Genomic DNA, 25976 nt, shown 5'->3' on the forward strand with positions numbered 1-25976 from the left:
ACACGTCGGCAAGCCTGGCGAGAACAAGTAGCCTCACCATTGCGCCTTCGCGGCAGAGATACGTCGGCTTACGGCTGCTGACCGGTGGCTTTTGGGGCGGGCGCGGGATGTTCCGCTGGTCGCGGTGCGGTCATGTCGAGCAGGAGCAGGGCGTCGTGGTCGGTGGTGCCGGGTTCGGCGGTGTAGACGCCGATGCGTTGGCCGGGGGTGCCTTCGACGTGCAGTGACTGGGACGTGAGGGTGACCGTGCCGACCTGGGGGTGGTGGAACGTCTTGTGCGCGGGCTTGCGCCCGGTCACCTCGTACCGCTCCCAGGAAGCGCGGGTTGCCGTGCCGGAAGTCGCCTTCCTTGAAGCCGTCGGTCGAGCGGCCCACCGGCCGCGGGCGAGACCCACACGGAAGCCGGACGGCAGATGCTCGAACGCTGAGCCCCCTGCGACCGGCGTACACCCCCACCTTTGGAGCACTTTTCTCATGCGCGCAGCAGTGATGTACGGAGCCGGCGACGTCCGTGTCGAGGACCGTCCCGATCCGAAGATCGTCCAGCCCACCGACGCCGTCGTCCGCACGCTCGCCTCGTGCGTGTGCGGCAGCGACCTGTGGCCGTATCAGTCCATGCCTGCCACCGGCACCGGCCGCCCCATGGGGCACGAGTTCCTCGGCACCGTCGAGGAGACCGGCGCGGACGTGACCGGCCTCAAGGCCGGCGACCTGGTCGTCGCCCCGTTCACCTACAGCGACAACACCTGCGACTACTGCCAGAAGGGTCTGCACATCTCCTGCCGCAACGGCGGCCGGTACGGCTTCGACGGGGTCGACGGCGGTCAGGGCGAGGCGGTACGTGTCCCGCACGCCGACGGCACCCTGGTCAAGCTGCCAGTGGCCGCCGACTCGGCCCTGCTGCCCTCGCTTCTGGCCTTGTCGGACGTGATGACGACCGGCCACCACGGCGCCGTCACCGCCGGCGTCCGACGTGGCGACACGGTGCTGGTCATCGGGGACGGCGCGGTCGGCCTGTGCGCGGTGCTCGCCGCCAAGCGGCTTGGCGCCGAGCGGATCCTGCTCATGGGCCGCCACACCGCCCGGACGGACCTGGGCCGCGAGTTCGGCGCCACCGACGTGATCGCCGAACGCGGCGAAGAAGGCATCACCCGTGCCCGCGACCTGACCAACGGTGGCGTGGGACGGGTCATCGAGGCGGTCGGCACCCGCCAGAGCCTGGACACCGCCCTCGGCGCGGTCCTCGACGGCGGCACGATCAGCCGGCTCGGCGTCCCGCAGTACGAGGAAGGCCCGATCGGCCCGGCCGAGTTCATGCGGAACATCACCCTGACCGGCGGGGCCAGCCCGGCTCGCGCCTACGTCGAGCAGCTTCTGCCCGACGTCCTGGACGGCGCCATCACCCCCGGCCGGGTCTTCGACCGCCACTTCACGCTCGACCAGACTCCCAGCGCCTACCGGGCCATGGCCGACCGCCAGGTCCTCAAGGCCCTCATCACCCTCTGACCACCTTCACCCTCAGCAGAGGAACATCCCCATGCAGTACGTGACCTTGAACAACGGTGTCGAGATGCCGCTCCTCCGCTTCGGCGTCTACCAGATCCCCGCCGACGACACCGAGCGCGCCGTCTCCGACGCCCTCGCCGCCGGCTACCGCCTCCTGGACACCGCCGCCGCCTACGGCAACGAAGAGGCCGTGGGCCGTGCCATCAAGTCCAGCGGCATCGCGCGCGACGAGCTCTTCGTCACCACCAAGCTGTGGGTGCAGGACTCCCCGGCCGAGGACAACACCCGGCGGGCCTTCGAGACGTCGCTGAACAAGCTGGGCCTGGACTACCTCGACCTGTATCTGATGCACCAGCCCTTCGGGGACGTCTACGGCCAGTGGCGCGCCATGGAAGCTCTCAACCATGAGGGCCGCGCCAAGGCGATCGGTGTCGCCAACTTCTACCCCGACCGGCTGATCGACCTGATCGTCAACAACGAGATCGTGCCCGCGGTCAACCAGATCGAGACCCACCCGTTCTTCCAGCGCACCGACTACCAGGACCTCATGCGCGAACACGGGGTGCAGATCCAGCCCTGGGGCGGCTTTGCCGAAGGCAGGAACGACCTGTTCACCAACCCGCTGCTCGCCGAGATCGGCAAGGAGTACGGCAAGTCGGTGGCGCAGGTCGTGCTGCGCTGGCTCACCCAGCGCGGCGTCGTCGCGATCCCCAAGTCCGTGCGGCCCGAGCGCATGGCGGAGAACATCGACGTCTTCGACTTCCAGCTCACCGATGAGCAGATGGTGCAGATCGCCACCCTGGACACCGGCAGCTCGCTGTTCTTCGACCACCACGACCCGGAGATCGTCACCTGGCTCGCCAAGCGCCGCCTCGACACATGACTGCCGCGCCACGACGACGCGCCCTCCTGCGCGCCACCTTGATGACGGGCCTCAGCGCCGCGACCGGAGCCCACCTCGCCGGCTGCTCCTCGCCCGCGGGGGCAGGAGACCGAGCGTCAGAAGACGACGTTTCCGGGGTCGTCCGCGACGACCCCGAGCAGGCGCAGGGTGTTGCCGGCCTACTACTCGCGTCCGGGCGAGAACTGCTTCTGCGGCGGACGCACCACCCTGCAGGTCGGCAACACCGAAGTACTGGCGCGCAAGATCAGCAGCCTCACCCGCTGCGACGCCCGATCGGGAGCCTGTGGAGCGGTGTTGCTGTCCGTCAATGGCGGCAATGGCCCAGTCATCGCCGTTACGCGGCCGCCACAAACCTGTCATGCACGAAGGGGAATGCCCCTCGCTCGTATGTGGGTTGCCCCATGTATGACCATCGGTGTGACGCTCGCTTTCCAGAACCGGATCGACACCACGGTGCAGCTCGCACGGGAGGCTCACGAGGCCGGGCTGCGTTCCGCCTGGTTCGGGCAGACCTTCGCGTACGACTCTCCCTCGCTGGCCGCGATCGTCGGCCGCGAGGTGCCCGGACTCGAGGTCGGGACCGCCGCGATCCCGATCTTCGGCCGCCATCCGCTGCTCGTCGCAAGCCAGGCCCAGACAGCCCAGGCCGCCACCGGCGGCCGCTACCACCTCGGGCTCGCGCTCGGCACCAAATACCTGACCGAGGCGGCCTTCGGCATCCCGTACGACCGCCCGATCGGCCGGCTCCGTGAGTTCCTCACCGCCCTGCGCCAACTGGTGGAGACGGGCAGGGCCGACTTCCACGGCGAGTTGCTGACCGCTACGACACCGTTGCCGGCGACGGTACCGGGCGGCGCCGAACCGCCGGTGCCGCTCCTGGTCGCCGCCATGGCACCGCAGGCCCTGCGCGCTTCCGGCGAACTCGCCGACGGCATCCTTCCGCTCCTCGCCGGCCCGCGCGCCCTCGCCGAACACATCGTCCCGGCCGTCACCGCCGCCGCCGAGGGGGCGGGCCGGCCGGTACCCCGGATCGTGGCCTTCGTGCCCGGAGTGGTCACCGCCGACCCTGAGGCGGTACGGGAGACCGCGACCGAGAAGCTCGCGTTCTACGAGCAGTTTCCTTCCTACCAGCGTGTCATCGGACTCTCCGGCGGCACACGCGCCGTCGACCTGGCCGTCATCGGCGACGAGGAGACCATCGCCGCCGAAGTACGCCGATACCGCGAGGCCGGGGCGACGGAGGTGGTGTTCACCGAAACGGACCTCGGCAGCGAGGCGGACCGACGCCGCACCTGGAAGCTGCTCGGGGAGCTCGCGAACGGCTGAGAGGCCCTGGGAGCAGGCAGGTTGTTGAGAACGGTGACGGCCGCGGAGAGCAGCAGGACCGCCCAGTCGTTCAGGGCGGCCCTGGTCACCGTCGCCCTGGGCCAGGAACCGCCGAGCCCAGCGGCGCGGACGTCGGCGGTCAGCTCGCCTGGCGGCGGTCGGGTGCTGAGCGGTGGGTGATTGGTTCACGCAGGCCGAGGTGGGAGCGGAGCGTGGTACCCCAAGATCTCCGACAGAGCCCGAAACTCCACATCTTTCGTGACGGGGAGGTCCCACCCCCACGGCGCGCTGCGAGGAGTGCGGCACCTCGCTCCCAACCTGGCCCACCGGCCGCCCGGCGCGCTACTGCGGCGCAACCTGCCGACAGCGGGCCCGCCGCCGACGCCTCGCGGGCTGAGCGGGCCCGGACCCACGCTCACCGTGACAGATCCGGCCGAAGGCCGGTGCGAGCGGCGATCCGGTGGGTGTCACGCAGGGCGTGATCCTCCTCGACGACCAGGATTCTGTGGCGCGTGATCCTCGACGGGTGCTCGTGCCGACAAGCGAGCAGGGGGCCGGCGTGACCGCGCAAGAAGGCGCGCCATGTGCTCTCCGCCCGGCGTGGTGCGGTGGGCGCGGGGAACGTGTGAGATCGCCGTACGCAGCCTCCGCAAGGACCGGTTCACGCACGGCGCAGGGCATACCGGGTGCGTCGCCGAGGCTGCGCCTGATGGCATCGTCGGCGCCGAGCCGACTCTCGCTGAGGGAGCCGCCTGCCTGACTCCGGCAGTCGGGGAGAGCCTATGGAACGAGTTCGCCCACGAGTGCGGAGACCTGCTCCACTTCGATGAGGAAGCCGTCGTGGCCGTATGGGGATTCGATGACCCGGAGGTCATCCGCCGTGGCGATGCCCGCCGCCAACTCCGCCTGCTGGGACGGTGGGTAGAGGCGGTCGGAGTCGACCCCGGCCACGAGGGTCCTGGCGGTCACCCGGCTCAGGGCGGCGCGTACGCCGCCGCGGCCGCGGCCGATGTCGTGACTGTTCATGGCCTCGGACAGCACGATGTAGCTGCCCGCGTCGAAGCGGCGCACCAGCTTGGCCGCATGATGGTCGAGGTAGGACTCGACCTGGTATCGGCCGCCGTACCACGGGTCCTCCTCGCCCTGGGGCGAGCGGCCGAAGCGGACCTGGAGTTCCGGCTCGCTGCGGTAGGTGACGTGGGCGAGCCGTCGGGCCAGGCCGAGCCCGGCGTGTGGCCCCTGGCCGGTGTCGTGGTAGTGGCCGCCGCGCCAGTTCGGGTCGGAGCGGATGGCGTGCAGTTGGATGTTGGCCCAGGCGATCTGTTCGGCACTCGCCGAGGCTGCCGTGGCGAGCAGCAGGAGCGCGTCCGTCCGCTCCGGATGCGCCACGGCCCATTCCAAGGCCCGCATCCCGCCCATCGAACCGCCGACCACCAAGGCCCAGCGATCGATGCCCAGCGCGTCGGCCAAGTCGGCTTCGGCCGCGACCTGGTCGCGCTGTGTCAGAAACGGGAAGTCGCCGCCCCAGCGTCGTCCGTCGAGGCGCGGGGAGGACGGACCGGTGCTGCCCTGGCAGCCGCCGAGCACGTTCGGGGCGACGACGAACCAGCGGTCTGTGTCGAGCGCGCGTCCGGGTCCGATGAGTCCGTCCCACCATCCGGGGGTGGGGTGGCCGGGCTCGGCGGGGCCGACCACATGACTGTCGCCGGTGAGGGCGTGCAGCACCAGCACTGCGTTGGAGCGATCCGGCGCGAGCCGCCCCCAGGTCTCGAACGCGAGCCGCACACCAGGCAGTTCACCGCCCGTCTCCAAGGGGAGCGGCCTCTCGCGTACAAACCATTGGCGACGCCCGGGCGGGGCCCCCTCCCGCCAGGCCCCGGAGGCCGGCGGGAGGGGGACCTGCGAGGGCGTCAGTACGGTGTTCAGGACGCGCCCTTCGCCGCGCGGAAACCGGCCTCCAGATCCGCCTTGAGGTCGGCGAGGTTCTCGATGCCGACCGAAAGGCGTACCAGACCGGGGGAGGTGCCGGTGGCCGCCAACTGCTCCTCGTCCAGCTGACTGTGGGTGGTGGATGCCGGGTGGATGATGAGGCTGCGTACGTCGCCGATATTTGCGAGATGGCTGAACAGCTCGACGGCGTCCACGAACCGCTTGCCCGCCTCGACGCCGTCCCGCAGCTCGAAGGCCAGCACCGCTCCGGTGCCTCGCGGCAGGTAGCGCTGCCCCGCCTCGTACCAGCGGTTGGACGGCAGTCCCGGGTAGTGGACGGCGGCGACCTCGTCGCGCTGCTCCAGCCATTCGGCCAGGGCCTGGGCGTTCGCGGAGTGCCGTTCGATGCGCAGGCTGAGCGTCTCCACGCCCTGCAGGAGCAGGAAGGCGGAGTGCGGCGCGATGGCCGGACCGAGGTCGCGCAGCAACTGCACCCGCAGCTTTACGGCGAAGGCGCCCGGGCCGAGCGCCGGCCAGTACTGCAGACCGTGGTAGCTGGGGTCGGGCTCGGTGAAGTCCGGGAACCGCTCGGCGTGCGCCCCGAAGTCGAAGGTGCCCCCGTCGACGACCACACCCGCGATGGCTGTTCCGTGCCCGCCCAGGAACTTGGTCGCCGAGTGCACGACGATGTCCGCGCCGTGCTCGATCGGCCGCAGCAGATAGGGGGTCGGTACGGTGTTGTCCACGATCAGCGGCACGCCTGCCTCGTGCGCCACGTCCGCGACGGCCCGCACGTCGAGCACGTTTCCGCGCGGATTGCCCAGCGTCTCCGCGAACAGTGCCTTGGTGTTCGGCCGGATCGCCGCTCGCCAGGCCTCGAAGTCGTCCGGGTCGTCGACGAAGGACACCTCGATGCCCAGCTTCGGCAGCGTGTGCCGGAACAGGTTGTACGTGCCGCCGTACAGCGACGTGCTGGAGACGATGTGGTCGCCGGAGCTCGCCAGAGTGAGGATCGCCAGGGTCTCCGCCGCCTGCCCGGAGGACAGTGCCACGGCCGCGACCCCGCCCTCCAGGGCGGCGATGCGCTGCTCGAAGACGTCCTGGGTGGGGTTGTGGATGCGGGTGTAGATGTTGCCGGGCTCGGCGAGCGAGAACAGGTCGGCGGCGTGCTGCGTGTCCCGGAACACGAACGATGTCGTCTGGTAGATCGGCGTCGCCCGGGCGCCGGTCGTGGGGTCGGGCGCGGCACCGGCGTGGATCTGTTTGGTCTCGAAGGACCAGGCCGATGTGTCGGGTCCGGCGGATTCGTCTTCGGGGGTGTGGCCTGCGGTGACGGAATCGATGGGCTGGCTCATGGTTCTCCCTTGTGCGGGTACGGCGGTGCTCGGGGTGCGGAAAGGGGAAGGCGAAGGAACCGCAGGCTGAGCCCGTGCCCGGACGAGGGCAGCGGTCAGTACAGTGCGGTGGGAAAGCGGCTGGTCAGCTGCCGGGGCGCGACGTCAGCCCACGGCGGAACAACCCGTGGTGGTGACACGCACGTAGTCCACGTGGCGGCGAGTCACAAGCACGGTCATGCAGCCAGGTAACCACACAGGCGCTTCACGCACCAGCACAATGTGGTCGTCTCACCGGCCGGGACGCGTGGTGGACGCACCTTCCCGTGTGTGCTTTGATCCGGCCATGGAGACCGCTGGCCCGGCACACATGGTGCTGCTCGACCCGTTCTGGGTGAGCCGCCGCGCCGACCAGTTCGACCAGGTTTGTTGCTGATCGCCGTTCGACGGCCCACAACCACTACCTTCCTCTCCTCTCCCCACTCGCTCCCGGCGCACCCGTCTACCGGCAACTAGCCGTCCTGGTACGGAAGTTGTGCCGTCGCAGTTGATCCGCCGCTGCCGCGAAGGAACCCCATGGCCCACCCCACAGCCCTGCCTGTCATCGACATCTCCCGTTTCCGCGCCCCGGACACGGACCGCGACACCTTCCTCGCCGAACTCCGGTCCGCCGCCCACGAGGTGGGCTTCTTCTATGTCACCGGGCACGGCGTCCCCGCATCACTGCAGGACGAGGTGCTGCACGTGGCACGCGCCTTCTTCGCGCTGCCAGAGCAGCGGCGGCTGGAGATCGAGAACCTCAACTCACCGCAGTTCCGCGGCTATACGCGCACCGGGACCGAGTACACGGCGGGCAGCGCCGACTGGCGCGAGCAGATCGACATCGGCCCGGAACGCGAGGCGCTCGAGACCGGCCCGGACGATCCCGACTATCTCCGGCTCGTCGGTCCCAACCAATGGCCTTCTGCGCTACCGGAGTTGCGTGACATCGTCCTGCGCTGGCAGGCGGAGGCGCTATGCGTGAGCCGTGAGGTGCTGCGGGCCCTCGCGGCCGCACTCGGACAGGACGAGGGCTACTTCGACCAGTGGTTCGACGACGAGGCGGCCGTGCTCCCCGAGCCCGACGACCTGCGACTCCCCGACGGCCTGTACGCCGGCATCACCGCCTGGTCACCCCTGGACATCTTCGCGACCGGCTCCTCGGCGGCGTACTACGTCGGCGACCCCGATGCCATCACCGCCCAGGTGGCCGAGACCCACCGCCAGTCCGGGCTGACGGCCCTCATCCTGGCCGGCTGGCCGCTCATCGAGGAGGCCGAGCAGGTCGCCGAACACCTGCTGCCGCGCTTCGCCGAGATCGGCCCGGTACGGGACGACCTGGCGGCGACCGTGCCCCACGCCGCCGTCCGCTAACGCTCAGGCGAGGTCGAGACGGCGTAGAAGCGCGGCGAGCGACTCGTCCGGGGCTTGCCCGGCGGTGTCGACGACGATGCGTTCGCGGTCCCACGGCTCGTAGTGGCGCTCGATCACCTGCTGCCAGTCGGGCAGCGGCAGACCGGGGATGTCCACCGACCGCGAGGTCACCCGCTGCCGGTGCTCGACCGGGTCCCCACAAGGCCGGCGCCCGCGCCATCGCCCTGACCCGCAGTGGCGGCAAGCGGCAGCAGCTCCTGAACGCCGGGGCCGACGCGGTCATCGCCACCGCCGAGGAGGATGTCGTCGCCCGGGTGCGCGAACTGACCGCAGGCGCGGGCGCCCGCGTGATTTTCGACCCGGTCGGCGGCCCGGCCCTGGCGGATCTGGTCGCGGCCGCCGCTCACGAGGCCGTCATCGTCGTCTACGGCCTCCTGGACCGCACCCCCGCGCAGCTCGACGTGGGTGCGGTGCTCTTCAAGCACCTCACCATCCGCGGCTTCGAACTCTTCGAGATCACCACCGACAGCGGGCGGCGTGCCGGCGCCGTCGAGTTCGTCAGGGACGGCCTCGCCAAGGGAGAGCTGACCCCCGTCATCGACAGGACCTTCCCGCTGGAGGACATCGCCGACGCCCACCGCTACCTGGAGGCCGGCGGACAGGTTGGCAAGATCGTCGTCACCGTCGCGCAACCGGACGGGGCGTCGTCGTGAAGTACGGCTTCATCATGTTCCCCACACGGGACGCCACTCCGCCCGGCGACTTCAGCGTCCTGCTGGAGGACCGCGGCTTCGAGTCGTTGTTCATGCCCGGCCACACCCACATCCCCGCGGTCACACCCGAGCGCTACGACGTGCTGAACCTCGCCCCCGAGTTCAAGAACGGCATGGACGCCTTCGTCGCCCTCGGCGCCATCGCACAGGCCACCACCCACCTCCAGATCGGCACGGCCGTGCTGCTGGTGACCGAGCGGGACCCGATCGTGACCGCGAAGGAAGTCGCCTCCGTCGATGTGCTGTCCGGCGGCCGGATGAACTTCGGTGTCGGACCGGGCTGAATCAACCAGGAGATGCGCAACCACGGCACGAACCCGGACGACCGCTGGCGTGTGATGCGCGAGCGTGTCGAAGCCATGCGTCGGATCTGGACCCGCGACATCGCCTCGTACCACGGCGACTTCGTGAACTTCGACCGCATCACGTCCTGGCCTAAGCCCGTCCAGAAGCCGCACCCGCCGATCCTGGTGGCCGGCAACGGCCCCAACGTCGCCAAGCGCGTCGTCGCCTATGGCGACGAGTGGATCCCCATGCTCCGCCCCGGAGTCCTCGACCACATCGCGGAGTTCAAGAAGACCGCCCGCAAGCCCGGCAGCGACCAACACATTCCCGTAACGCTCTTCGGCGGCGAACTCGACGACGTCGACGCCTACGCCGCTGCCGGAGTCGACCGTGTCCTGTTCTGGGTGCGGCCCCAGGACACTGCGCAGATGACCCGAACCGTTGACCGGATCGCCCTCCGCCTCGGCGACCGCCTGCAGTAAGCCACCTCTGGGCGAGTCCGCACAGGTCACTGCGGCTGGGCCGGCGTCGGCAGCGGACCGACCCCTCGCCCTCACAGAAAGACTTCCGCCCCACAAGAGACCACCTTGAAGAGAGGCCCGAGGGAGAGGGCTCCCCCAGATCTCGCCGTCGCGGAGGATGCTCAGTCGAGACAGAACTCGTTGCCCTCGATGTCCTGCATCAGGATGCACGACTCGTTGTCGTCATCGGCAAGCAGCGTTCGCACGTGTACCGCGCCGAGCGCGACCAGTCGTGCGCATTCGGCCTCCAGTGTGGCGAGGCGCTCTTCACCCATGAGTCCGGTGCCGGCCCGCACGTCGAGATGCACCCGATTCTTGACGATCTTCCCTTCGGGAACGCGCTGGAAGAGCAGGCGCGGGCCCGCACCCGAGGGATCACTGCATGCGAAGTAGGTGACCTGATCCTCAGGCGGCAGCGAGCGATAGTAGTCCTCCCAAGTGGCAAACCCCTTCGGGATCGGCGGTACGACGTACCCCAACACCTCGCACCAAAAACCGGCGAGGCGCGCAGGTTCTGCGCAGTCGAACGTGACTTGGAACTGCTTGATCGATGACATCCGCGCACCATAGCAAGGGGACTCTGTTGCTCATCTCCCGGCGTGGATCCGCATGTTGTCGGGAGGACAGCCCCTGCTAGCCGCTGCCGTGTCGTGTGGTCGCAGGGAGGAACCAATGCCGATGCCTCCAAGGTTGCCCGCCGTTCCGGACCAGACCGCGGCCACGACTCTCGCCGCGTTTCCCGACGGCAGCCTGCCGACCCGGGGCCGCACCTCGGGAGAGAACTCCTCCCGAGTGAGGACCGGAACCGCAACCACCCCGAGCCATGCACGCCCGGACCCGGCCAACACACCGGTGGAGCCGGTGGCGGCACAGCGGGCTTCCCTGTCGACTTCGCCCTGCAGACCCGCGCCGACACCACCTCGTACACGACCGTCCGTACCGTCACAGGGCAGAGCAACCCCAATGGAGCCGCCCAGACGTACACACCCACCTCCGCCAGTGGCCGCTACTTGCGCCTGCAGGCCACCAGGCTCGGTACGCCCGCTGCCGACGAGACGACCAAGTACCGTCTCGAGCTCGCCGAGATACGCGGCGTGTAACAGGGCCCGCTACGTCGGTGCCGTCGACCTTTTCCCCCGGCGATCAGCCGTTGAAGACGGCCTCGGGCTGGTCGCGGTGTTCGTGCAGTTCCCAGTACAAGGGGGCTATCTGCTCGGGCGTGGCCGTCGGGAAGCCCTCCGGCCCACCCTCACCGATCCAGGTGTTGATCGCTACGTGCGCGGCGTACACGCCGCTGTCCGCCAGCTCGTTGTGCAGGTTGATCACCCAGTTGCGCAGGGCTCCTGCGGCCGCGTTGACGTTGCCGAGCATCGGCACGGGGTGCACGGAGCCGCCGCCGGTGGTGAACAGCAACGTCCCGGCGCCGGCCTTCCGCATGGCAGGCAGCACCGCGCGGGCGGCCGTGACGGCACCGTAGAAGGTGTACTCGATCTGCGGCTGCTGCTCTGTACCGTGCCATGGTCCGTCTCACACGAACCGGCACCAACAGCTCCTCCTGAAGCTCCCTCCAGCCGCAGGGCCCGGCGCATCTCGCCGCGAGCCTCGGGCCGCTGGCGCTCGTCGGGTTCGGCGTCGGGCCTTGATCACCGGAGCGGAAAGCATCCGCCGGAGTTGATATCGCCGAATGCGGCTTCGGCACTCACTGACAACGGCCGAGACCATGAGCCGAGTTGCCGGTGGGGGATAAAGCAGCAGCGAGTGGCTGTAGTCAGGACACCTGGGCGTTGAACACGGGGTTGTGGCGCAGCTGGTCGGCGCACCACCGGACGTGCCCGTCGGGGTGCTGCGATGGTTCCGGCCCTGGGGTCAGCTGCTTTTCCCCTGCTTCGGCGGGGTGAGGTCCGCCGGGCTGGCACGGAGCATGGCCTTGTAGAGGGCGTCGTGTTCGGGTGGGTCGGGCAGGGGGCCGCGGGCAGGGGTCTCGAAGGACTGGATCAGCAGGGCGGTGACGCGTCGCCAGGCGTCGGGAGCGGCGTCGCCGGTGGCGTTGACGACGCCGGCGTTGGCCATGTGCACCAGCACCAGATCCGAGGGGTCGAAGTCCTCGCGCAGACGGCCCCCGGCCTTGGCGCGGCTGATGAGCTGCACCATGCCTTCGTAGGCCTCGTTGCGGCGCTGTTCCAGAGCCTTGGCGGTGGGGAAGGACATGGTCAGGACGTCGGCGAAGCCGTAGTCGGCAGCCTGCATCGCGCAGGCGGTCTCGATGTAGCCGGTGAAACCGTGCCAGGGATCGGGGTCGTCGAGGGCGACAGCGACCGCGTCGGCGTAGGCGTCCATACGGTCGGAGAAGACGGCGGCGACCAGCTCCTCCTTCGTGGGGAAGCGGCGGAAGATGGTGGCGATTCCCACCCCGGCCTCGCGGGCCACGGAGGCCATGGAGGCGCCCAGCCCGTCGCGCGCGAACACCCTGCGCGCCGCGGCGATGATCCGCTCCCGGTTGCGCTCGGCGTCGCTGCGCAGAGGCTGAGCGGCGGTGTCCTCGGGGTGCTGGGCGGCAGGGGTCATGCGAGCCAGTCTAGCAATCGGATAGCCCTATCCAGTTTGGGTGGTACTGTGGTCGCTGCGAACCGGATAGGGCTATCCGGTCAGCAAACTGGATAGCCCTATCCAGATTTGCCTGCTTCGTTCAACTAGGTTTTTGCGAAAGGATCGCTGTGACCAGCATCGCCATCGTCGGAGCCGGCCCCCAGCTGGGCCTGGCCATCGCCCGCACCTTCGGGTCCCAGGGTTTCGACGTCGCCCTGATCTCCCGCAACCGCGAGAAGCTCGACGGCCTCGTCGGCGAGCTCACCGCCGAGGGCATCACCGCCGCCGCGTTCCCCGCGGACGTGCTCGACCACGACGCGCTGACCCAGGCGCTCAAGGAAGCCGCAACGCAGTTCGGCGGCATCGACGTCCTGGAGTACTCCCCGGTGGGGACGTTCGGCATCACCACTCTGACCGCTCCGGCCGGGACCGAGCCGTCCCATGTGGAGTTCGAGATGAACTTCCAGTTGTACGGGGCCATCGCCGCCACGAAGGCCGTGCTGCCCGCGATGCGCGAGGCCGGCGCGGGCACCCTGCTCTACACCACCGGCGCCGGCTCGATCTGGCCCGACCCGCGGGTCGCCAACGTCAACGCCGCCGCCGCGGCGCTGCGCAACTGGGCGATGAACCTGCACAAGGAGCTGGCCGACGCCGGCACCGGTATCCAGGCCGCCCACGTCGGCATCGACGCGTCGATCGGCGTCTCGGTAATCCCCGGCGTAGAGGCGGCCAAGCCCGAGCAGATCTCCCCCCTCTACTGGGAGCTGCACACCACCAAGCGCGATCAGGCCGAGCTCGTGTTCAAGCTCTGACACCGTGCCGGCTCCGTCGTCGAACCCCGACCGCGCCGCGGCGTGCTAGCGCCGCGGCGCGATCCTGAAGAAGGTATCCGCTCCTGTGAACGTGTTCCTCCGCAGCCCCGAAGCCCGCTGGAAACGCTTCGTGAGCGGCAGCTCGGCAGCGGTGCGAGCCATTTGAGACGCGGCGGCGAGGAGCTGACGGAGGGGCGTTGAGGTGACCCCAGGTCGGGCTCGGGATCTGCGGCCGCAGTGGAACGCGGAGCGGCTGTCGGGGGCGCGGGCGTATGGCAGGCCGGCTGCGGGCGCGGTTACCGGACCATGCCGAGCCCACCGTTGACGGCGATGATCTGGCCGGTGATGAAGCGTGCTCCGTCACCGGCCAGGAAGGCCGAGGCGGGAACGGGCACCATCCTCAACTTCGGCTCCGACGCCGGTCTGACGGTCATGCCGGGGCTCGGCGCGTACGCGGCCTCCAAGGGCATCGGGGTCCGGATGGCGGGCACCACCGAGTTGGCTTGGATGCCGTCGGGCCCCACTCTCCCGCGAAACAGCGACGCGGGGCGGCGCGGTACCCCTCGCCCGCGAGAGCCTCCTCGCTTCCCAGGGGCGGCATCACGCCGCTGAACGCCGAATCGCATCAAGGGTGCCAAATCCCGAAGGAAGCCGTACCGGCCGATCCACGTTCTTCTCGGACGAAGCTGCTTGTCTCCTGGATCAACCTCTAGCTATCTTGAAATGGTCTAACCTTTAGCGCGGAGGCTCTGGTGCATGCTGTCGTCCTGCACGACTTCGGTTCGGCTCGGAATCTGCGGTTCGAGGAGTACCCGGACCCGGTCGCGGAACCGGGGTGGACGGTGGTGCGCCTCCGGGCCAGTGCGCTGAACTGGCACGACGTGCTGGTTCGCCGGGGAAAGTACCGCTCCCCGCTGCCGCACGTCATCGGCGCCGACGGTGCGGGGATCCGCGTCGACACCGGCGACGAGGTGCTGATCCTGCCGTCCCTGTGGTGGGGGGACAACGAGAGCGCGCCGGGACCAGGCTGGCAGATCCTCGGCGATCATCAGCCGGGCACGTACGCAGAGCTCGTGCGGGTGCCGAACGAATGCGTGGTGCCCAAGCCCCCCGGCCTGAGCTGGTCCGAAGCGGCCGCCCTGCCCTTGGTGGGCCTGACCACGTACAGGGCGCTGTTCACCCGTGGCCGGCTGCGCGCTGGGGAGTCGATGCTGGTGATCGGAGCAGGCGGAGGCGTTGCCACGATGGCGGTCGCGCTCGCTGTCGGAGTCGGTGCGCAGGCCGTGGTGACCTCGTCCTCGCCCGAGAAGATCGCCAAGGCCCGGTGCCGGGGCGCCGCCGGAGGCGTCCTCTACACCGAGACCGACTGGGTCGGATCGGCCAGGGAGCTCTCGCCCGCGGGAGAGGGTTTCGACCTGGTGCTGGACTCGGTCGGGTGCTGGCCGGAGTCCATCCGGACGCTGCGTCCGGGCGGGCGGATGGTGGTCCTCGGCGCCTCGCGAAACGAGCAGGCTCCGCTCGATGTGCGGCAGTTCTACTTCGGCCAGTACGACCTGCTCGGTACCACCATGGGCAGCGCGCGCGATTTCAGCGGGCTCCTCTCACTGCTTCGGCGCCACGACATCGCGCCGCCAGTGATTGACAGGACCTTCTCCCTCGATCAGGCCGCAGCGGCCCACGAGCACCTTGAACGGGGGCTCGGGTTCGGGAAGGTCGTTCTGACCCAGGAATGAGCAGTGGCGACTTGCCGCAAGCAGGCTCGAAAACGAATGGCCATGAACCGAAAGGAAAGCATCACGTGACCGAGAAAATGGTTCGTTACGCGGTGGACGAGAAGGGTGCCGCCTTCGTCACACTGGACGACCCGCAGACGCGCAACGCCCTCAGTGACGAACTGCTCGACGAGCTCCTGGACGCGTTGGAGAGAGCAAAGCGCGACGAAGCCGCTCGTGTCGTCGTGCTCACCTCCTCGCACGACCGCATCTTCTCCTCCGGCGGCAATCTGAAAGCGTTCGCCGACGACCGGCCCCCGATCGCGAAGTACGCCGGCCTCGACCGTTTTCCGCGTCTCTTCAAGCTGATCGGCGCTCTGGGCAAGCCTGTCATCTGTGCAGCCAACGGAGACGTACTCGCCGGGGCGTTCGGACTCGCCCTGTCCTGCGACCTCGTCATCGCCAAGGAGTCGGTGCGGTTCGGCTGCCCCGAGATCAACGTCGGCGCCTTTCCGTTCATGATCTCGGCCCTCATCTACCGGAACGTCGACCGGATGAAGGCCAACGAGCTGATGATGCTCGGTGACCTGATCACCGCCGGCCAGGCGTGCGACATGGGGTTCGTCAACAAAGTGGTTGCCGACGAGGAGTTCGATGAGGTGGTCGCGTCATGGGCGCACAAGGTCGCCGCAAAGTCGCCGCTGCTGATGAAACTGGGCAAGGACGCGATCAACGCGACTCGGGACCTCAGTCTGAACGAGGCGCTTGACACCCTTCAGGCCCAACTCGCCCTGGCCTTCACAACCGAAGATCTGATGGAGGGCGTGCGAGCGTTCCGCGAGAAGCGTCAGCCCGCGTGGAAGATGCGTTGACGCTGCGGCCGGGAGCCGGCGCTGGTCCGCCGGCCCCGCGTAGACGGCCTCAGGCTGGTGCTGGTGCTGGTGCTGGTGCTGGTGCTGGGGCGGTGGCCCGGCGACGGATCATTCCGCTTCCGCGACCGAGATCTCGGTGCGCTCGTCGACCTTCAGGACCGCGTCCGCGTAGCTGTGCACGTGCCGGTTCATCCGGCGGACCGCCGCATCAGGGTCCTGTGCCCGAATCGCCTTGGTGATCGAGCGGTGGGCCCGTGCTGCCACGCGTCGTACCTCGGCATTGACGAAACGCTCGTTCTCCGTGGCGGCGTAGATCGCGTGGGACAGGGCGGCCATGAAGCCGGTGAGGAGTTCGTTGTGGCTCGCGGTCGCGACGGCCACATGCCAGTCGACGTTGGCCTGGAGGAATGCCGCCAGGGTTCCGTTCTCATCGGTGATCGCCTCGTTCGCAGCCTCGAGCGCCGCGAGGTCGTCGTCCGTCCGGTTCAGGGCGGCGAGCCTGGCGCAGTAGGGCTCGATGGCCTCGCGTGTCTCCAGGAGCGAGGAGAGCCGGATCTGGCGGCCGCGGATCGCGAGGTTCACGGAGCTCGCAACGGCTTCCTTGCCCGGTCGCTGCACGAAGGCGCCGCCTGCGCGACCCGTCTTGATCCGGACCAGGCCCTGCACCTCGAGGATGCGCAGAGCCTCACGGACCGTGGCGCGGCTCATCTGCGTCTGGACCACGAGTTCACGCTCGGGAGGAAGGGCGGCGCCTTCGGGGAATTCGCCGCTCAGGATGCGTTCACGTAGTTCGCCGGCGAGCACATCCGACGCCTTGGGGACCTCCATGGGCGCGAGCTTGATCGAGGACTGCCTGCCGCCGGCTGCGCGGGCGGTTGCTGCCTCAGGCATGAGTGCTCTCCCGACGTGGTGTAAATGGTCTGACCTGAGTACCGTAAATCTATCACCCGCGGAAGTGCCACGGTCGCGAATGGAACAAGGCATGCGGTCCAGGGCCCGCGTATCTGCATAGCTCCGGCCTTGCCGAGCGCGCCCGACGGCCGACCGGCCTCGCCACACCAGAGACCGCGAGTCCCGAGCGTCGCCGGCAGACAGTGCCCCCAGAGGATGAGATAGCAGAAGAACAGGAACCAGGGTGAATGTCCGTACCCGAGGCGTTCGACGACAGGAAGACCGCAGCCGACCTCGCGGACCGCCTCAATGCCGAGACGCGGTTCGGCGACATCCGGTCCCGCGGTGGGGCACTGGCCGATCTGGGCCACGCGCTCTCCGACGTAGTGGACTCGGTCGAGTGGCTGAGCTGGAGATGTCCACAGTCGGCGAACCGCGCACCATGAGGATCTGCCGGAGCCGCATGGTACGAACCGTGCATGGACACCAACTCTCACCCGGAGACTGACCTGTTGGACCGGTTCCGTCTCGACGGCAAGGTCGCGATCGTGACCGGGGCCTCGTCCGGACTCGGTGTGGCCTTCGCCGTCGGCATGGCACAGGCGGGCGCGCGGCTCGCCGTCGGCGCCCGCCGAGCCGGGCTCCTGCAGGACACCATTGCCAGGATCGAGGCGGTGGGCGGCAAAGCGGTGGCTGTGGAGACCGACGTCACCGACATCGACGACTGCACCGCCCTGGTCGCTGCGGCGATGGACGCGTTCGGCCGGGTGGACATCCTGGTCAACAACGCCGGCACCGGTGGTGAGTACCATCCCTGCACCGAGGACCCGCCGGAGCACTTCCGGTCCGTGGTCGACGTCAACCTCAACGGCTCGTACTGGATGGCGCAGGCCTGCGGCCGGGTGATGCGGCGCGGAAGTTCCGTCATCAACATCTCGAGTGTCATGGCGTTGACCACAGCGAAGATGCCGGCCGCCGCGTACAGCGCCAGCAAGGCGGGGATCCTCGGGCTCACCCGGGACCTGGCAGCCCAGTGGGGACTCCGGGGAATCCGGGTGAACGCGCTGCTGCCAGGCGTGTTCCCCACCGAGGCGACGGCGCACTACAGCGAGAACTACCAGCGCAAGATCATTGACGCGAGGATCCCGATCGGACGGATCGGAGATCCCTCCGACATCGCCGCGACCGCCGTGTTCCTGGCCAGCGACGCATCGTCCTACATCACCGGCACCGGCCTGCCGGTCGACGGGGGAATCCTGGTGAACTGATTGGTGCGGACCGGTCTCGATGGTTGCCTCCACGACAGGACGCGTGGAGGCGGTGCAGCTACTTCACCACGACAGGACCAGAAAGGGGCAACCGTGCAGCTTGAGGGTAAGCGCATCATCGTCACCGGCGGCGCGATGGGAATGGGAGCCGCGACTGTCCGTGCTTACGTAAGAGAAGGCGCCCAAGTCGCATCCTTCGATATCAAGGACGACGAGGCGGCCCACGTCGTTGAGATGGCGAACGAGAGCGGCCCGGGCAGCGCCAAGTTCTTCCACTGCGATGTGTCGAGGCGTGACTCGGTCGACTCCGTTGTCGACAAGGCGGTCGAAGACCTTGGTGGCCTTGACGTGTTCGTGGACGTCGCGGGTGCGCAGCGCCGGAAGCCGGCCCATCAATTCACTGATGACGACATCGAATTCGTCATCGGGGCCAACCTGCGCGGGACGATCCTGACCAACCAGGCTGCCTTCCGCCACCTGGACAAGGAAAAGGGTGGAGTGATCCTCAACTTCGGATCGTCCGCAGGCATGCTCGGCATGCCAGGAATCGGCGTGTACAGCGCCGCCAAGGGCGGCGTCATGGCCTGGACCCGCAGCGTGGCCGCCGAGTGGGGCCGGTACAACATCCGGGTGAATTGCATCGAGCCGGCGATCAGTACACCGATGACTGACAGCGGCAAGGCGGAGGGGCGCGGAGACCTGTACGCGGGCGTGATCCTCGGGCAGAAGTTGGGTGATCCCGACACCGACTTCGCTCCCGTCATGGTGTTCATGGCCGGCGACGGCGCCAAGTTCATCACCGGTCAGACCATCTCGGTGAACGGCGGAATCGCGATGGTTCGCTGAGAGCGGTGACCGCTCCTCTCGGCGCGCTCAGAGCCGCTTTCGAGTCAGCCGATTCATCCTCCGACTACGACGAGGGCTGTGATCAATGGGTTCCGTGAATCTGCAGGCACATCAGTTTCCGCTTCCACAGTTGATACGGAAGTGGGCGGAGCAGATACCTGACAAGGCCGCGCTTACGTCGGTCGGTCAGGGGAGCGTGTCCTGGAGGGAGTTGCGAAGCAACGGACTGGACTGGGCGGGTTGGCTGCGTGAATGCGGCGTCCGGTCCGGTGACCGGGTGGTCACCTTGGTGCCGCAGTCCCTTGAGTCGCATTACGTATGGCTGGGATGTGCGGCGATAGGCGCGGTCGAGGTGTCGGTGAACACCGAATTCCGCGGCGAGTGGCTCAGGCATGCCATCAACGTCTCGCAGGCGACGACGATTGTGCTCTCCAAGCGTTACCTGCCGCAGGTTGAAGCGGTGCTGGCGGACACGAGCGCGAATCGCCTCCTTATCTACGACGCCGAGCTGGATGAGTTCCGTCTCGACGGGGTCGAGGTGCACGTCCATGCCGCTTATGTCCCCGTGCAGGAGTTCTCGGAAATCGATCCAGGGATCGGCGACACCGCGTGCATCCTGCTCACGTCGGGCACGACGGGCGCGTCCAAGGCAGTCGATCTTCCCTGGGGTTCGCTCTACGCCATCTCGAGCATGGAACCGATTGAGGAGCCGCGGGACATCACGTTTTACGTCCCCTACGCTCCGTATCACCTCTCCGGGCGGACCGCCCTGTACCGGGCGGCCGTCTACGGGGGTCACGCGGTGGTGCGAGAGTCCTTTTCAACCAGCCAGTTCTGGCCGGACGTAAGGACGTACGGCTGTACTTGGGCGCTGCTCTACCCGGCACCCACTCGTTACCTCGCGAGTCTGCCAGCAAGCGCCGAGGACGCAGACAACCCTCTCGAACTCGTCCTCATGGTGCCGCCGGTGTCCGAGGTCGATGAAGTGAAGCGACGCTACGGGTTCGAGGTGTACAGCATCTACGGGATGACCGAGATAGGCACGCCTTTCATCCTGTCACCCGAGTATGCGAGATCCGACATGGTCGGATGCTGCGGGGTCCCCGTCGAGGGAGTGGAAGCGAAAGTTGTGGACGCCGCCGATTTCGAGGTCCCGCGTGGAGAAATCGGTGAACTCGTGGTCCGCAGTTCCCGCCCATGGCAGTTCCTGAAGGGGTACCAGGGCGACGCGGAGGCCACCGCGCGCATCTACCGAAACGGTTGGATCCACACCGGAGACCTCTTCCGTCAGGATGAGGAGGGCTTCTACTGGTACGTGGACCGTTCGAAGGACATGATCCGCCGGCGCAGCGAGAACGTCTCGTCCGTGGAGCTCGAGGCCGCGATCCTGTCGCACCCACTGGTTCTTGAGGCCGCCGCGGTCGGTGTCGAGTCGGAACTGGGCGAGGAGGAGATCCTCGCTGTGGTGGTTCCAGAACCTGGATTCGACCCGGCCGGACTCATCGACTACCTGAAGGACCGAGTACCGCGGTTCGCCCTGCCCGCCTATGTGCGATGCGTGGACGAACTGCCCAGAACCCAGGCCACTCAGCGGGTCCAGAAGAGCGTCCTGCGCGAGGAGGGACTGACCAGGGACGTATGGGCGCGGGGACAGGAGCGGCAGCGACGGTCGGTCGGGCCGGGAGCTCGGTAGCGCCGACCTGGTGTCTGCCGCTGTGGTGGACCGGCCCGCGAACGGCGGGGCCGGTCCACCCCGATACTGGTCTGATGCCTCTTCAGTGGCGTTGTTCCTCGGGGCGCACCTCGACGACGACCTTGCCGAGTGCCTCACGGCGTTCGATCAACCCGAGCGCCTCGGCGCCCCGCTCGAGCGGAAGGCACCGACCGACCAGGGGGTTGATCCGTCCGTCCGCGGCCATTCGCTCGATTTCCCGGTTCAGCGTTCGGATGACCGCCGGATAACGCTGGGCATACGGCGCCAGGGCCACACCGACCACGCTCAGGTCCCTCAGGAGCAACCGATTGACCTTCACCGTCGGAATCCCTCCTCCGGCGAACCCGACCACCGCGAGCCGTCCGCCGACGTCCAGGGACCTCAGCGAGTCGATGAAGCGGTCGCCGCCCACCGGGTCGACCACGATCTGAACCCCGCGTCCGCCGGTGAGGTCGCGGACCTGGTCGACCCAGCCCGCGTCGGAGCGGACCACCTCGTCGGCGCCGGCGTGGCGGGCCATCTGCTCCTTGTCGTCGCTGGACACGACGGCGATCGACCGGCCGCCGAGTGCGCGCACCGTCTGCAGCGTCGCCGTGCCGACACCACCCGACGCGCCCTGCACGAGCACGGTCTCGCCTTCCTGGAACCCGACTCTGTGGAGCGAGAACCACGCGGTCGCGTAGTTGAGGTAGAGCGCCGCACCCTCTGCCCAGCTCATCGACGCCGGCAGCTTGACCGCGTACTGGGGCAGGGCGAGCGCGCACTCCGCCATCGCTCCCCAGAGCGTCAGCGCCGCGACACGGTCGCCAGGGACCAGACCTGATTCCTCCGGCGCCTCCAGTACGAAGCCGGCCACTTCGCCACCCGAGACGTACGGGGGCGGTGTGCCGTGCTGGTACTCACCCCGCGACTGCAGCAGGTCGGGGAAGGACACCCCAGCAGCGTGAACCTCGATGAGCAGCCGCCGACCGTCCGCCCAGGGATGTGCCCCCGTCGGCTCGGGCACATCTGCGACGACGCCCCCGCTCGGTCCGCTCAGTTCTTTGATCACGAAAGCCCGCATGGCTGTCACCCCTGGACCATGGTGGAGGTGACCGAGCGGACGTTGAGACTGTCGCCCCCGTCCACGGTGAGGATCTGCCCGGTGACGGCAGCGGCCGCAGGCGAGGCGAAGAACGCCACGGCCTCGGCGATGTCCGCCGGTTGAACCAGCCCGTTGGGCATGCTCTTGTCCCAGGCCTCGACTATGTCCTCCGGCATGGCCAGGACCCCTGAGCTTGCCGTCATCCCCGGCAGAACGGCGTTCGCGGTGATGCCCCGGCGCACGTTCTCGGCGGCGACCGTCTTGACCATGCCGAGCAGGCCGGCCTTGCTGGTGCTGTAGGAGACCTGCCCAGGCAGTCCCTGCGTGCCTGCCGTACTGGAGATGACGACGATCCGGCCGAATCCCCGCTCGCGCATCCCTGCCAGGCACGCCTGCAGCACGCGGAAGGTGCCGGTCAGGTTCACGGCCAGGTCCTTCTGCCACTTGTCCAGCGCCATCCGGTGAGCGGAGCCGACCATGGTGGTGACTGCGGCGTTGCCGACGTAGACGTCGATGTCGTCGAGCGGCGGTAGCTCGTCGGAGGCGATGTCGAGCTGGTAGGTGCACCCCGGGGCCCGGTCGAGTGTGACGACCTCCATGCCCGCCGACTCCAGCCTGGCGACGATGGCCCGGCCGATGCCGCCCTCGTTCGCCGCCCCGGTCACGAGAGCTCTGAGCTTCCCCTCCACGGTCATGCGGTCTTCCTCCTGTCGCGGTCGGTTTCGGTCTCGTTGAACGAGGGCAGTGCGGGATGGCCCTGGAGACGGAGCACGAGCAGAGCCGTCTGCACGCTGAGCTGATCGTTGGCGTCTCCCAGGACGTCAAGGCCGGTTGCGGCGTGTACGCGCGCGAGTCGCAGCCGGATGGTGTTCTCGTGCACGCCGAGGTCCGCGGCGGAACTCCGCACGCTGCGTCCGGAGTCGAAGTAGCACTGCAGGGTCAGCAGCAGGTCGGCGGTGTGCGGCGCACCGGTGAGCAGCGGACCGAGCACGTCGTCGACGTACCTCCGTACGGAGCCGGCGTCGCTGTTGGCCAGGAAGAGCCGTGCGGGACCCAGGTCGTCGACAGCGAGGATCCGGGGTGAGCAGCCCCTGGCGAACCTGTCGATGCAGTTGGCGACCTCACGGGCCTCGCGATACGCCCGGACCAGCCCCGAAGGCTCGGACACCGACGACAACCCGACGGTCAGGTCGTCATGCCCCGGCAGTTCGGCGCAGACCTCGCGCACGGCAGCCTTGACGCGACCGACCATCACCACTGGGCTCACGCCCACCGGCGATTCGACCAGCAGGAGTACTCCGTCTGATCCACGCGTGATCAGCACTTCGACGCCCAGTCCCCGCTGGACTTCGGTGGCGAGCCGCTCGTCGTCGGTGCACGCGCGGTACCGGGTGCCCCGCCCCGACAGGTATACGAGCACCCGGCGCGCGTCCGTGTCGATGCCCAGGTACTCCCCGCTGCTGCGGAGGTCGTCCAGGTTGGAGGTGCCGCGCACGAGCTGGCGGGCGAGCGAGGCCCGCGCGTTCCAGGCGACGCTGGCGACGCGCTTCTGGACGGTGAACTCCGTGGCGATGTGCTCGGCGGCGCGACGTGCGACCAATTCGTCGAGATGGGTCAGCCTCGACGGGAACTCCATGATCACGAGCCAGCCGAAGTGCCTCCCGTCGCTGACCACCGGTGTGAGTACATGGCGTCGGGCCAGTCCCTCGGCCGGCCGCGCGGGAACCATGATCGGCGCAGGCGGCTCGATGACCCTCAGTCCAGCTGTACCGGCGAGGATCTTGGCCACCGGTGGGACCCGCACCTGGTCGGCCGGGCCGGCCGAGGACACCAGCCGTTCCTGGGAGTCGAACAGGGCGACGGCCTTCCCGGTCAGCTCCGAAGAGGCCCGGACGATCGCGGAGAGCGCGCCCGGGCGGCCGACGAGCAGGCCCAGCCGACGTTCGGCTTCGGCGCGGAAACGCAGTACCTGGTGCCGTTTGGACAACTCCTCGTACTGGCCAGCGAGTTGATGATTCATGCGGAATGCCAGGAGCGCTGTACCCACCAGGTCTGCGCAGGCGGCCACCTGGCTGATCAACGGTTCCTCGACCGGGCGACCCTCGTCGTCCTCGAGCACGACGAATGCGAGGAGTTGCGCACCAGGCCCGGACAGGGGAACCGCCAGTCGCGTGGCCCCCGGTGCGCAACGTCCGTCGTTCGGCCCTGGCCCGTCCGCGCCGAGCACACACGGTCGTCGGCTGGACGCCAGCAGCTCCACCAGTGGATCGGCGGTATCCACATGGGCGGGTCCCCGGACTTCGGCAGTGGGAGGAGAGCCGTGGACGGCGCGCACATGGAACTCTCCCGTGAGCGCGTCGTGCAGGAACAACCGGCCGCGTGCGAACCCTGCCACGGCGCAGATCCGCTGCATCGCGAGCCGGAGTACTGCCTGCTCCTGCAATGAAGGTCCCTCGACCGCGCGTTCCGAGCGGTCCACCGCCTCCGGGGCGACGGCTCGTCCGAACCCCCTCATGCCAGCTTCCGTGCGATGTCGTCGCGAAGGACGTGCTTGAGGACCTTGCCGGTGGCCGAGACCGGCAGGCGCTCGACGAGCTCGAGGCGCTCCGGGAGCTTCGGCGTTGCGACCTCGCGCCGACGAAGGTACGAGGTCAGGTCCTCAAGCCGGGGTGCGGGCTGCCCGTGGGCGGGCACGACGTACGCGCACACCTTCTCACCGAGCCGCACGTCGGGCATCCCGACCACCGCCACGCTGCTCACACCGGGGTGCTCGACCAGCAGGTCCTCCAGTTCACGGGCGCTGATGTTGAGCCCACCGCGGATCACGATGTCCTTGATCCGGCCGGCGACCCTGACATAGCCGTCCTCGTCCATGAAGCCCAGGTCGCCGGAGCGCGAGAACCCGTCGGGGGTGAACAGGGCGGCGGTCGCCTCGGGATCGCGGAAGTATCCGAGCATGTGGCTCGGCCCCCGGTAGGCGATGTCCCCCTCGGTGCCTGGCGGAACCTCGCGGCCCAGCTCGTCCACGATTGCGACCATCGCACCGTCCACCGCGGACCCGTCCGAATCGATGGACCGCTCTGGCGTGTCGTCCACCGTGCACAGGGTGGTCAGGAAGTTCTCCGTGCGGCCGTAAAGGCTGAGCACCCGGCAGCCGGGCAGCAGTTCGCGGGCGCGTTGGACGATCGACCCGGGGATGGGTGCCCCGGCGCACACCCATAGACGCAGGCCCCTCAGATCGTGCTGGTCTACGTCGTACGCATCCGTGAGCATCTGGAGGAACGCGGTGGCCGTCACGGCGACGGTACAGCCGTACTCCCTGATTCTGTGCAGGCCTTCGAGCGCCTCCCACTTCTCCATCAGGTGCGACGATGCGCCGGCCAGCAGGGGGAGGGCGAAGCTGGTGACGAGTCCGGTTCCGTGGGTGATCGGCGACGGGCCGAACTGGACGTCGGTCTCCTGGTACGCGAGGCTCTTGGCGATCGCCGCCGCGCTGGCGCGCAGGGTGTTGAAGGTGTGCAGGCAGCCCTTGGGCCGCGACGTGGTCCCAGACGTGTACACGACCACGAAGGCGTCGTCGGGGGACGGAGCGGGACCCAGTTGTCGTGCGATGTCTTCGGAGGGCTTGTCGACGATGAGGTCGCTCAACCGCGTCGCCGGGCCCGAGCCGACCGCGTCCGAACCGCGGACCACGATGAGCGACTGGAGGTCTGGGTGGTCCTCCTGCAGCGACACGTACATGTCCAGATGCCGGAAACCTCTGAACTCCTCGCAGGTGATGGCTGCTTTCGCCCCTGCGTGGCCGAGGATGTACCCCACCTCGGCGGCACGGTAGACCGGCATGATCGGTACGACTATGACGCCCAGCCGCCCGAGGGCGACGGCTATCAGGACGAACTCCGACCAGTTCGGGAGCTGTACCGTGACGCGGTCGCCCCGCTGGAGGCCGAGGCGCTCGAACCCGAGCGCCAGCCGCAGCGCCCGGTCGTGCAGTTCCTGGTACGTCAGGCTGCTGGTGCTGTCGGAGACGAAGACCTTGCCCGGCCGCGCGTCGGCCTGTGCTGCGACCAGATCAAACATGGTTCCGGACTGCCAGAACCCGGACGCGTAGAAGTCCTGGATCTCTTCTTCGGAGTACCTATCACGAACGGTCGCCGTTGACCTCATGCGTGTGCTCTTTCCAGCGCGAGTATGAGTACC

The 25976-nt window shown here is 68.5% G+C and carries 24 protein-coding genes and 2 pseudogenes; 13 read left to right on the forward strand and 13 right to left on the reverse strand.

Going from position 1 to position 25976, the window contains the following annotated elements:
- Positions 1-68 precede the first annotated feature (68 nt).
- Positions 69-476: an MmyB family transcriptional regulator gene (locus ACWD4J_RS24145; protein ID WP_451397501.1), complete on the reverse strand. Its 408-nt coding sequence runs from the start codon at positions 474-476 to the stop codon at positions 69-71.
- On the opposite strand from ACWD4J_RS24145, the gene ACWD4J_RS24150 reads away from it, so the two are divergent.
- The 3 genes from ACWD4J_RS24150 (at position 475) to ACWD4J_RS24160 (ending at position 3736) form a co-directional block, all read left to right on the forward strand.
- Positions 475-1506: an alcohol dehydrogenase catalytic domain-containing protein gene (locus tag ACWD4J_RS24150; protein ID WP_451397502.1), complete on the forward strand. Its 1032-nt coding sequence runs from the start codon at positions 475-477 to the stop codon at positions 1504-1506. The genes ACWD4J_RS24145 and ACWD4J_RS24150 overlap by 2 nt on opposite strands.
- 31 nt (positions 1507-1537) lie before the next feature.
- Complete coding sequence (locus ACWD4J_RS24155; RefSeq protein WP_451397503.1) at positions 1538-2389, forward strand: aldo/keto reductase; 852 nt, start codon at positions 1538-1540, stop codon at positions 2387-2389.
- A gap of 426 nt (positions 2390-2815) precedes the next feature.
- The gene (locus ACWD4J_RS24160; protein ID WP_451397504.1) at positions 2816-3736 is read left to right on the forward strand and encodes a TIGR03564 family F420-dependent LLM class oxidoreductase; all 921 of its coding nucleotides are present in this window, start codon (positions 2816-2818) and stop codon (positions 3734-3736) included.
- 780 nt (positions 3737-4516) lie between these two features.
- Here ACWD4J_RS24160 and metX read toward each other — a convergent pair.
- Both metX and ACWD4J_RS24170 read right to left on the reverse strand, forming a co-directional pair.
- Positions 4517-5662, reverse strand: coding sequence for a homoserine O-acetyltransferase MetX (gene metX / locus ACWD4J_RS24165; protein ID WP_451397569.1), 1146 nt, complete (start codon positions 5660-5662; stop codon positions 4517-4519).
- Positions 5659-7020, reverse strand: a complete 1362-nt coding sequence (locus ACWD4J_RS24170; RefSeq protein ID WP_451397505.1) for a bifunctional o-acetylhomoserine/o-acetylserine sulfhydrylase — start codon at positions 7018-7020, stop codon at positions 5659-5661. Before ACWD4J_RS24170 ends, metX begins: the two co-directional genes overlap by 4 nt.
- A 555-nt stretch (positions 7021-7575) precedes the next feature.
- On the opposite strand from ACWD4J_RS24170, the gene ACWD4J_RS24175 reads away from it, so the two are divergent.
- Entirely contained in the window at positions 7576-8412 is an 837-nt protein-coding gene (locus ACWD4J_RS24175; RefSeq protein WP_451397506.1) for a 2-oxoglutarate and iron-dependent oxygenase domain-containing protein, read from the forward strand.
- Positions 8413-8415: 3 nt separating this feature from the next.
- Here the strand turns inward: ACWD4J_RS24175 and ACWD4J_RS24180 are convergent, their stop codons facing one another.
- Complete coding sequence (locus ACWD4J_RS24180; RefSeq protein WP_451397507.1) at positions 8416-8583, reverse strand: hypothetical protein; 168 nt, start codon at positions 8581-8583, stop codon at positions 8416-8418.
- A 44-nt stretch (positions 8584-8627) separates the two neighbouring features.
- On the opposite strand from ACWD4J_RS24180, the pseudogene ACWD4J_RS24185 reads away from it, so the two are divergent.
- Together ACWD4J_RS24185 and ACWD4J_RS24190 are read left to right on the forward strand one after the other, a co-directional pair.
- Positions 8628-9125 (forward strand): annotated as a pseudogene (locus ACWD4J_RS24185) (zinc-binding dehydrogenase); the annotation flags it as partial.
- Between the two features lie 14 nt (positions 9126-9139).
- Positions 9140-9952: pseudogene (locus ACWD4J_RS24190) on the forward strand (LLM class F420-dependent oxidoreductase).
- A gap of 161 nt (positions 9953-10113) precedes the next feature.
- On the opposite strand, the gene ACWD4J_RS24195 reads toward ACWD4J_RS24190, so the two are convergent.
- From ACWD4J_RS24195 to ACWD4J_RS24205, 3 genes are all read right to left on the reverse strand, one after another.
- A complete protein-coding gene (locus ACWD4J_RS24195; RefSeq protein WP_451397508.1) occupies positions 10114-10548 on the reverse strand; it encodes a VOC family protein in 435 nt (144 codons plus the stop codon).
- A 586-nt stretch (positions 10549-11134) separates the two neighbouring features.
- Entirely contained in the window at positions 11135-11428 is a 294-nt protein-coding gene (locus ACWD4J_RS24200) for a hypothetical protein (protein WP_451397509.1), read from the reverse strand.
- 429 nt (positions 11429-11857) lie between these two features.
- Entirely contained in the window at positions 11858-12556 is a 699-nt protein-coding gene (locus ACWD4J_RS24205) for a TetR/AcrR family transcriptional regulator (protein ID WP_451397510.1), read from the reverse strand.
- Between the two features lie 149 nt (positions 12557-12705).
- On the opposite strand from ACWD4J_RS24205, the gene ACWD4J_RS24210 reads away from it, so the two are divergent.
- A complete protein-coding gene (locus tag ACWD4J_RS24210; protein WP_451397511.1) occupies positions 12706-13389 on the forward strand; it encodes an SDR family NAD(P)-dependent oxidoreductase in 684 nt (227 codons plus the stop codon).
- A 296-nt stretch (positions 13390-13685) separates the two neighbouring features.
- Here ACWD4J_RS24210 and ACWD4J_RS24215 read toward each other — a convergent pair whose 3' ends face one another.
- Entirely contained in the window at positions 13686-13823 is a 138-nt protein-coding gene (locus tag ACWD4J_RS24215; protein WP_451397512.1) for a hypothetical protein, read from the reverse strand.
- 318 nt (positions 13824-14141) lie between these two features.
- On the opposite strand from ACWD4J_RS24215, the gene ACWD4J_RS24220 reads away from it, so the two are divergent.
- Both ACWD4J_RS24220 and ACWD4J_RS24225 read left to right on the forward strand, forming a co-directional pair.
- Entirely contained in the window at positions 14142-15122 is a 981-nt protein-coding gene (locus tag ACWD4J_RS24220) for a zinc-binding dehydrogenase (RefSeq protein WP_451397513.1), read from the forward strand.
- On the forward strand, positions 15119-15973 hold the full coding sequence (locus ACWD4J_RS24225; RefSeq protein WP_451397514.1) for an enoyl-CoA hydratase/isomerase family protein: 855 nt from the start codon (positions 15119-15121) through the stop codon (positions 15971-15973). The genes ACWD4J_RS24220 and ACWD4J_RS24225 overlap by 4 nt, the downstream gene beginning before the upstream one ends.
- A 108-nt stretch (positions 15974-16081) precedes the next feature.
- Here the strand turns inward: ACWD4J_RS24225 and ACWD4J_RS24230 are convergent, their stop codons facing one another.
- Complete coding sequence (locus ACWD4J_RS24230) at positions 16082-16864, reverse strand: FadR/GntR family transcriptional regulator (RefSeq protein ID WP_451397515.1); 783 nt, start codon at positions 16862-16864, stop codon at positions 16082-16084.
- Positions 16865-17112: 248 nt separating this feature from the next.
- Here ACWD4J_RS24230 and ACWD4J_RS24235 point away from each other — a divergent pair, with 248 nt between their 5' ends.
- The 4 genes from ACWD4J_RS24235 to ACWD4J_RS24250 all read left to right on the forward strand — a co-directional run bounded on the left by ACWD4J_RS24235 (position 17113) and on the right by ACWD4J_RS24250 (position 20671).
- A complete protein-coding gene (locus ACWD4J_RS24235) occupies positions 17113-17310 on the forward strand; it encodes a hypothetical protein (RefSeq protein WP_451397516.1) in 198 nt (65 codons plus the stop codon).
- 33 nt (positions 17311-17343) lie between these two features.
- Positions 17344-18132 carry an SDR family NAD(P)-dependent oxidoreductase gene (locus tag ACWD4J_RS24240; protein ID WP_451397517.1) on the forward strand — a complete coding sequence of 263 codons (789 nt, stop codon included), beginning with the start codon at positions 17344-17346 and terminating at the stop codon, positions 18130-18132.
- Between the two features lie 93 nt (positions 18133-18225).
- Positions 18226-18978 (forward strand): SDR family NAD(P)-dependent oxidoreductase, encoded by a 753-nt coding sequence (locus ACWD4J_RS24245; protein ID WP_451397518.1) that lies wholly within the window; start codon positions 18226-18228, stop codon positions 18976-18978.
- 94 nt (positions 18979-19072) lie between these two features.
- The gene (locus tag ACWD4J_RS24250; RefSeq protein ID WP_451397519.1) at positions 19073-20671 is read left to right on the forward strand and encodes an AMP-binding protein; all 1599 of its coding nucleotides are present in this window, start codon (positions 19073-19075) and stop codon (positions 20669-20671) included.
- Positions 20672-20753: 82 nt separating this feature from the next.
- On the opposite strand, the gene ACWD4J_RS24255 is transcribed toward ACWD4J_RS24250, so the two are convergent.
- From ACWD4J_RS24255 to ACWD4J_RS24270, 4 genes are read right to left on the reverse strand one after another with little or no spacing between them, the layout of a single operon-like run.
- On the reverse strand, positions 20754-21755 hold the full coding sequence (locus ACWD4J_RS24255; RefSeq protein ID WP_451397520.1) for an NADPH:quinone oxidoreductase family protein: 1002 nt from the start codon (positions 21753-21755) through the stop codon (positions 20754-20756).
- A 5-nt stretch (positions 21756-21760) separates the two neighbouring features.
- A complete protein-coding gene (locus ACWD4J_RS24260; protein ID WP_451397521.1) occupies positions 21761-22471 on the reverse strand; it encodes an SDR family oxidoreductase in 711 nt (236 codons plus the stop codon).
- Positions 22468-24291 carry a PucR family transcriptional regulator gene (locus ACWD4J_RS24265; protein ID WP_451397522.1) on the reverse strand — a complete coding sequence of 608 codons (1824 nt, stop codon included), beginning with the start codon at positions 24289-24291 and terminating at the stop codon, positions 22468-22470. Before ACWD4J_RS24265 ends, ACWD4J_RS24260 begins: the two co-directional genes overlap by 4 nt.
- Positions 24288-25943 (reverse strand): AMP-binding protein, encoded by a 1656-nt coding sequence (locus ACWD4J_RS24270; RefSeq protein WP_451397523.1) that lies wholly within the window; start codon positions 25941-25943, stop codon positions 24288-24290. The genes ACWD4J_RS24265 and ACWD4J_RS24270 overlap by 4 nt, the downstream gene beginning before the upstream one ends.
- Between the last annotated feature and the right edge of the window lie 33 nt (positions 25944-25976).

This window comes from Streptomyces sp. NPDC002577 (assembly GCF_053594815.1).

What these genes read in the sequence shown, in the direction of transcription:
- ACWD4J_RS24150 (WP_451397502.1), top strand. Translation starts at nt 475, where the DNA reads ATGCGCGCAGCAGTGATGTACGGAGCCGGCGACGTCCGTGTCGAGGAC.
- ACWD4J_RS24145 (WP_451397501.1), bottom strand. Translation starts at nt 476, where the DNA reads ATGAGAAAAGTGCTCCAAAGGTGGGGGTGTACGCCGGTCGCAGGGGGC.
- ACWD4J_RS24155 (WP_451397503.1), top strand. Translation starts at nt 1,538, where the DNA reads ATGCAGTACGTGACCTTGAACAACGGTGTCGAGATGCCGCTCCTCCGC.
- ACWD4J_RS24160 (WP_451397504.1), top strand. Translation starts at nt 2,816, where the DNA reads ATGACCATCGGTGTGACGCTCGCTTTCCAGAACCGGATCGACACCACG.
- ACWD4J_RS24170 (WP_451397505.1), bottom strand. Translation starts at nt 7,020, where the DNA reads ATGAGCCAGCCCATCGATTCCGTCACCGCAGGCCACACCCCCGAAGAC.
- ACWD4J_RS24175 (WP_451397506.1), top strand. Translation starts at nt 7,576, where the DNA reads ATGGCCCACCCCACAGCCCTGCCTGTCATCGACATCTCCCGTTTCCGC.
- ACWD4J_RS24195 (WP_451397508.1), bottom strand. Translation starts at nt 10,548, where the DNA reads ATGTCATCGATCAAGCAGTTCCAAGTCACGTTCGACTGCGCAGAACCT.
- ACWD4J_RS24200 (WP_451397509.1), bottom strand. Translation starts at nt 11,428, where the DNA reads ATGCGGAAGGCCGGCGCCGGGACGTTGCTGTTCACCACCGGCGGCGGC.
- ACWD4J_RS24205 (WP_451397510.1), bottom strand. Translation starts at nt 12,556, where the DNA reads ATGACCCCTGCCGCCCAGCACCCCGAGGACACCGCCGCTCAGCCTCTG.
- ACWD4J_RS24215 (WP_451397512.1), bottom strand. Translation starts at nt 13,823, where the DNA reads ATGACCGTCAGACCGGCGTCGGAGCCGAAGTTGAGGATGGTGCCCGTT.
- ACWD4J_RS24225 (WP_451397514.1), top strand. Translation starts at nt 15,119, where the DNA reads ATGAGCAGTGGCGACTTGCCGCAAGCAGGCTCGAAAACGAATGGCCAT.
- ACWD4J_RS24230 (WP_451397515.1), bottom strand. Translation starts at nt 16,864, where the DNA reads ATGCCTGAGGCAGCAACCGCCCGCGCAGCCGGCGGCAGGCAGTCCTCG.
- ACWD4J_RS24235 (WP_451397516.1), top strand. Translation starts at nt 17,113, where the DNA reads ATGTCCGTACCCGAGGCGTTCGACGACAGGAAGACCGCAGCCGACCTC.
- ACWD4J_RS24240 (WP_451397517.1), top strand. Translation starts at nt 17,344, where the DNA reads ATGGACACCAACTCTCACCCGGAGACTGACCTGTTGGACCGGTTCCGT.
- ACWD4J_RS24255 (WP_451397520.1), bottom strand. Translation starts at nt 21,755, where the DNA reads ATGCGGGCTTTCGTGATCAAAGAACTGAGCGGACCGAGCGGGGGCGTC.
- ACWD4J_RS24260 (WP_451397521.1), bottom strand. Translation starts at nt 22,471, where the DNA reads ATGACCGTGGAGGGGAAGCTCAGAGCTCTCGTGACCGGGGCGGCGAAC.
- ACWD4J_RS24265 (WP_451397522.1), bottom strand. Translation starts at nt 24,291, where the DNA reads ATGAGGGGGTTCGGACGAGCCGTCGCCCCGGAGGCGGTGGACCGCTCG.
- ACWD4J_RS24270 (WP_451397523.1), bottom strand. Translation starts at nt 25,943, where the DNA reads ATGAGGTCAACGGCGACCGTTCGTGATAGGTACTCCGAAGAAGAGATC.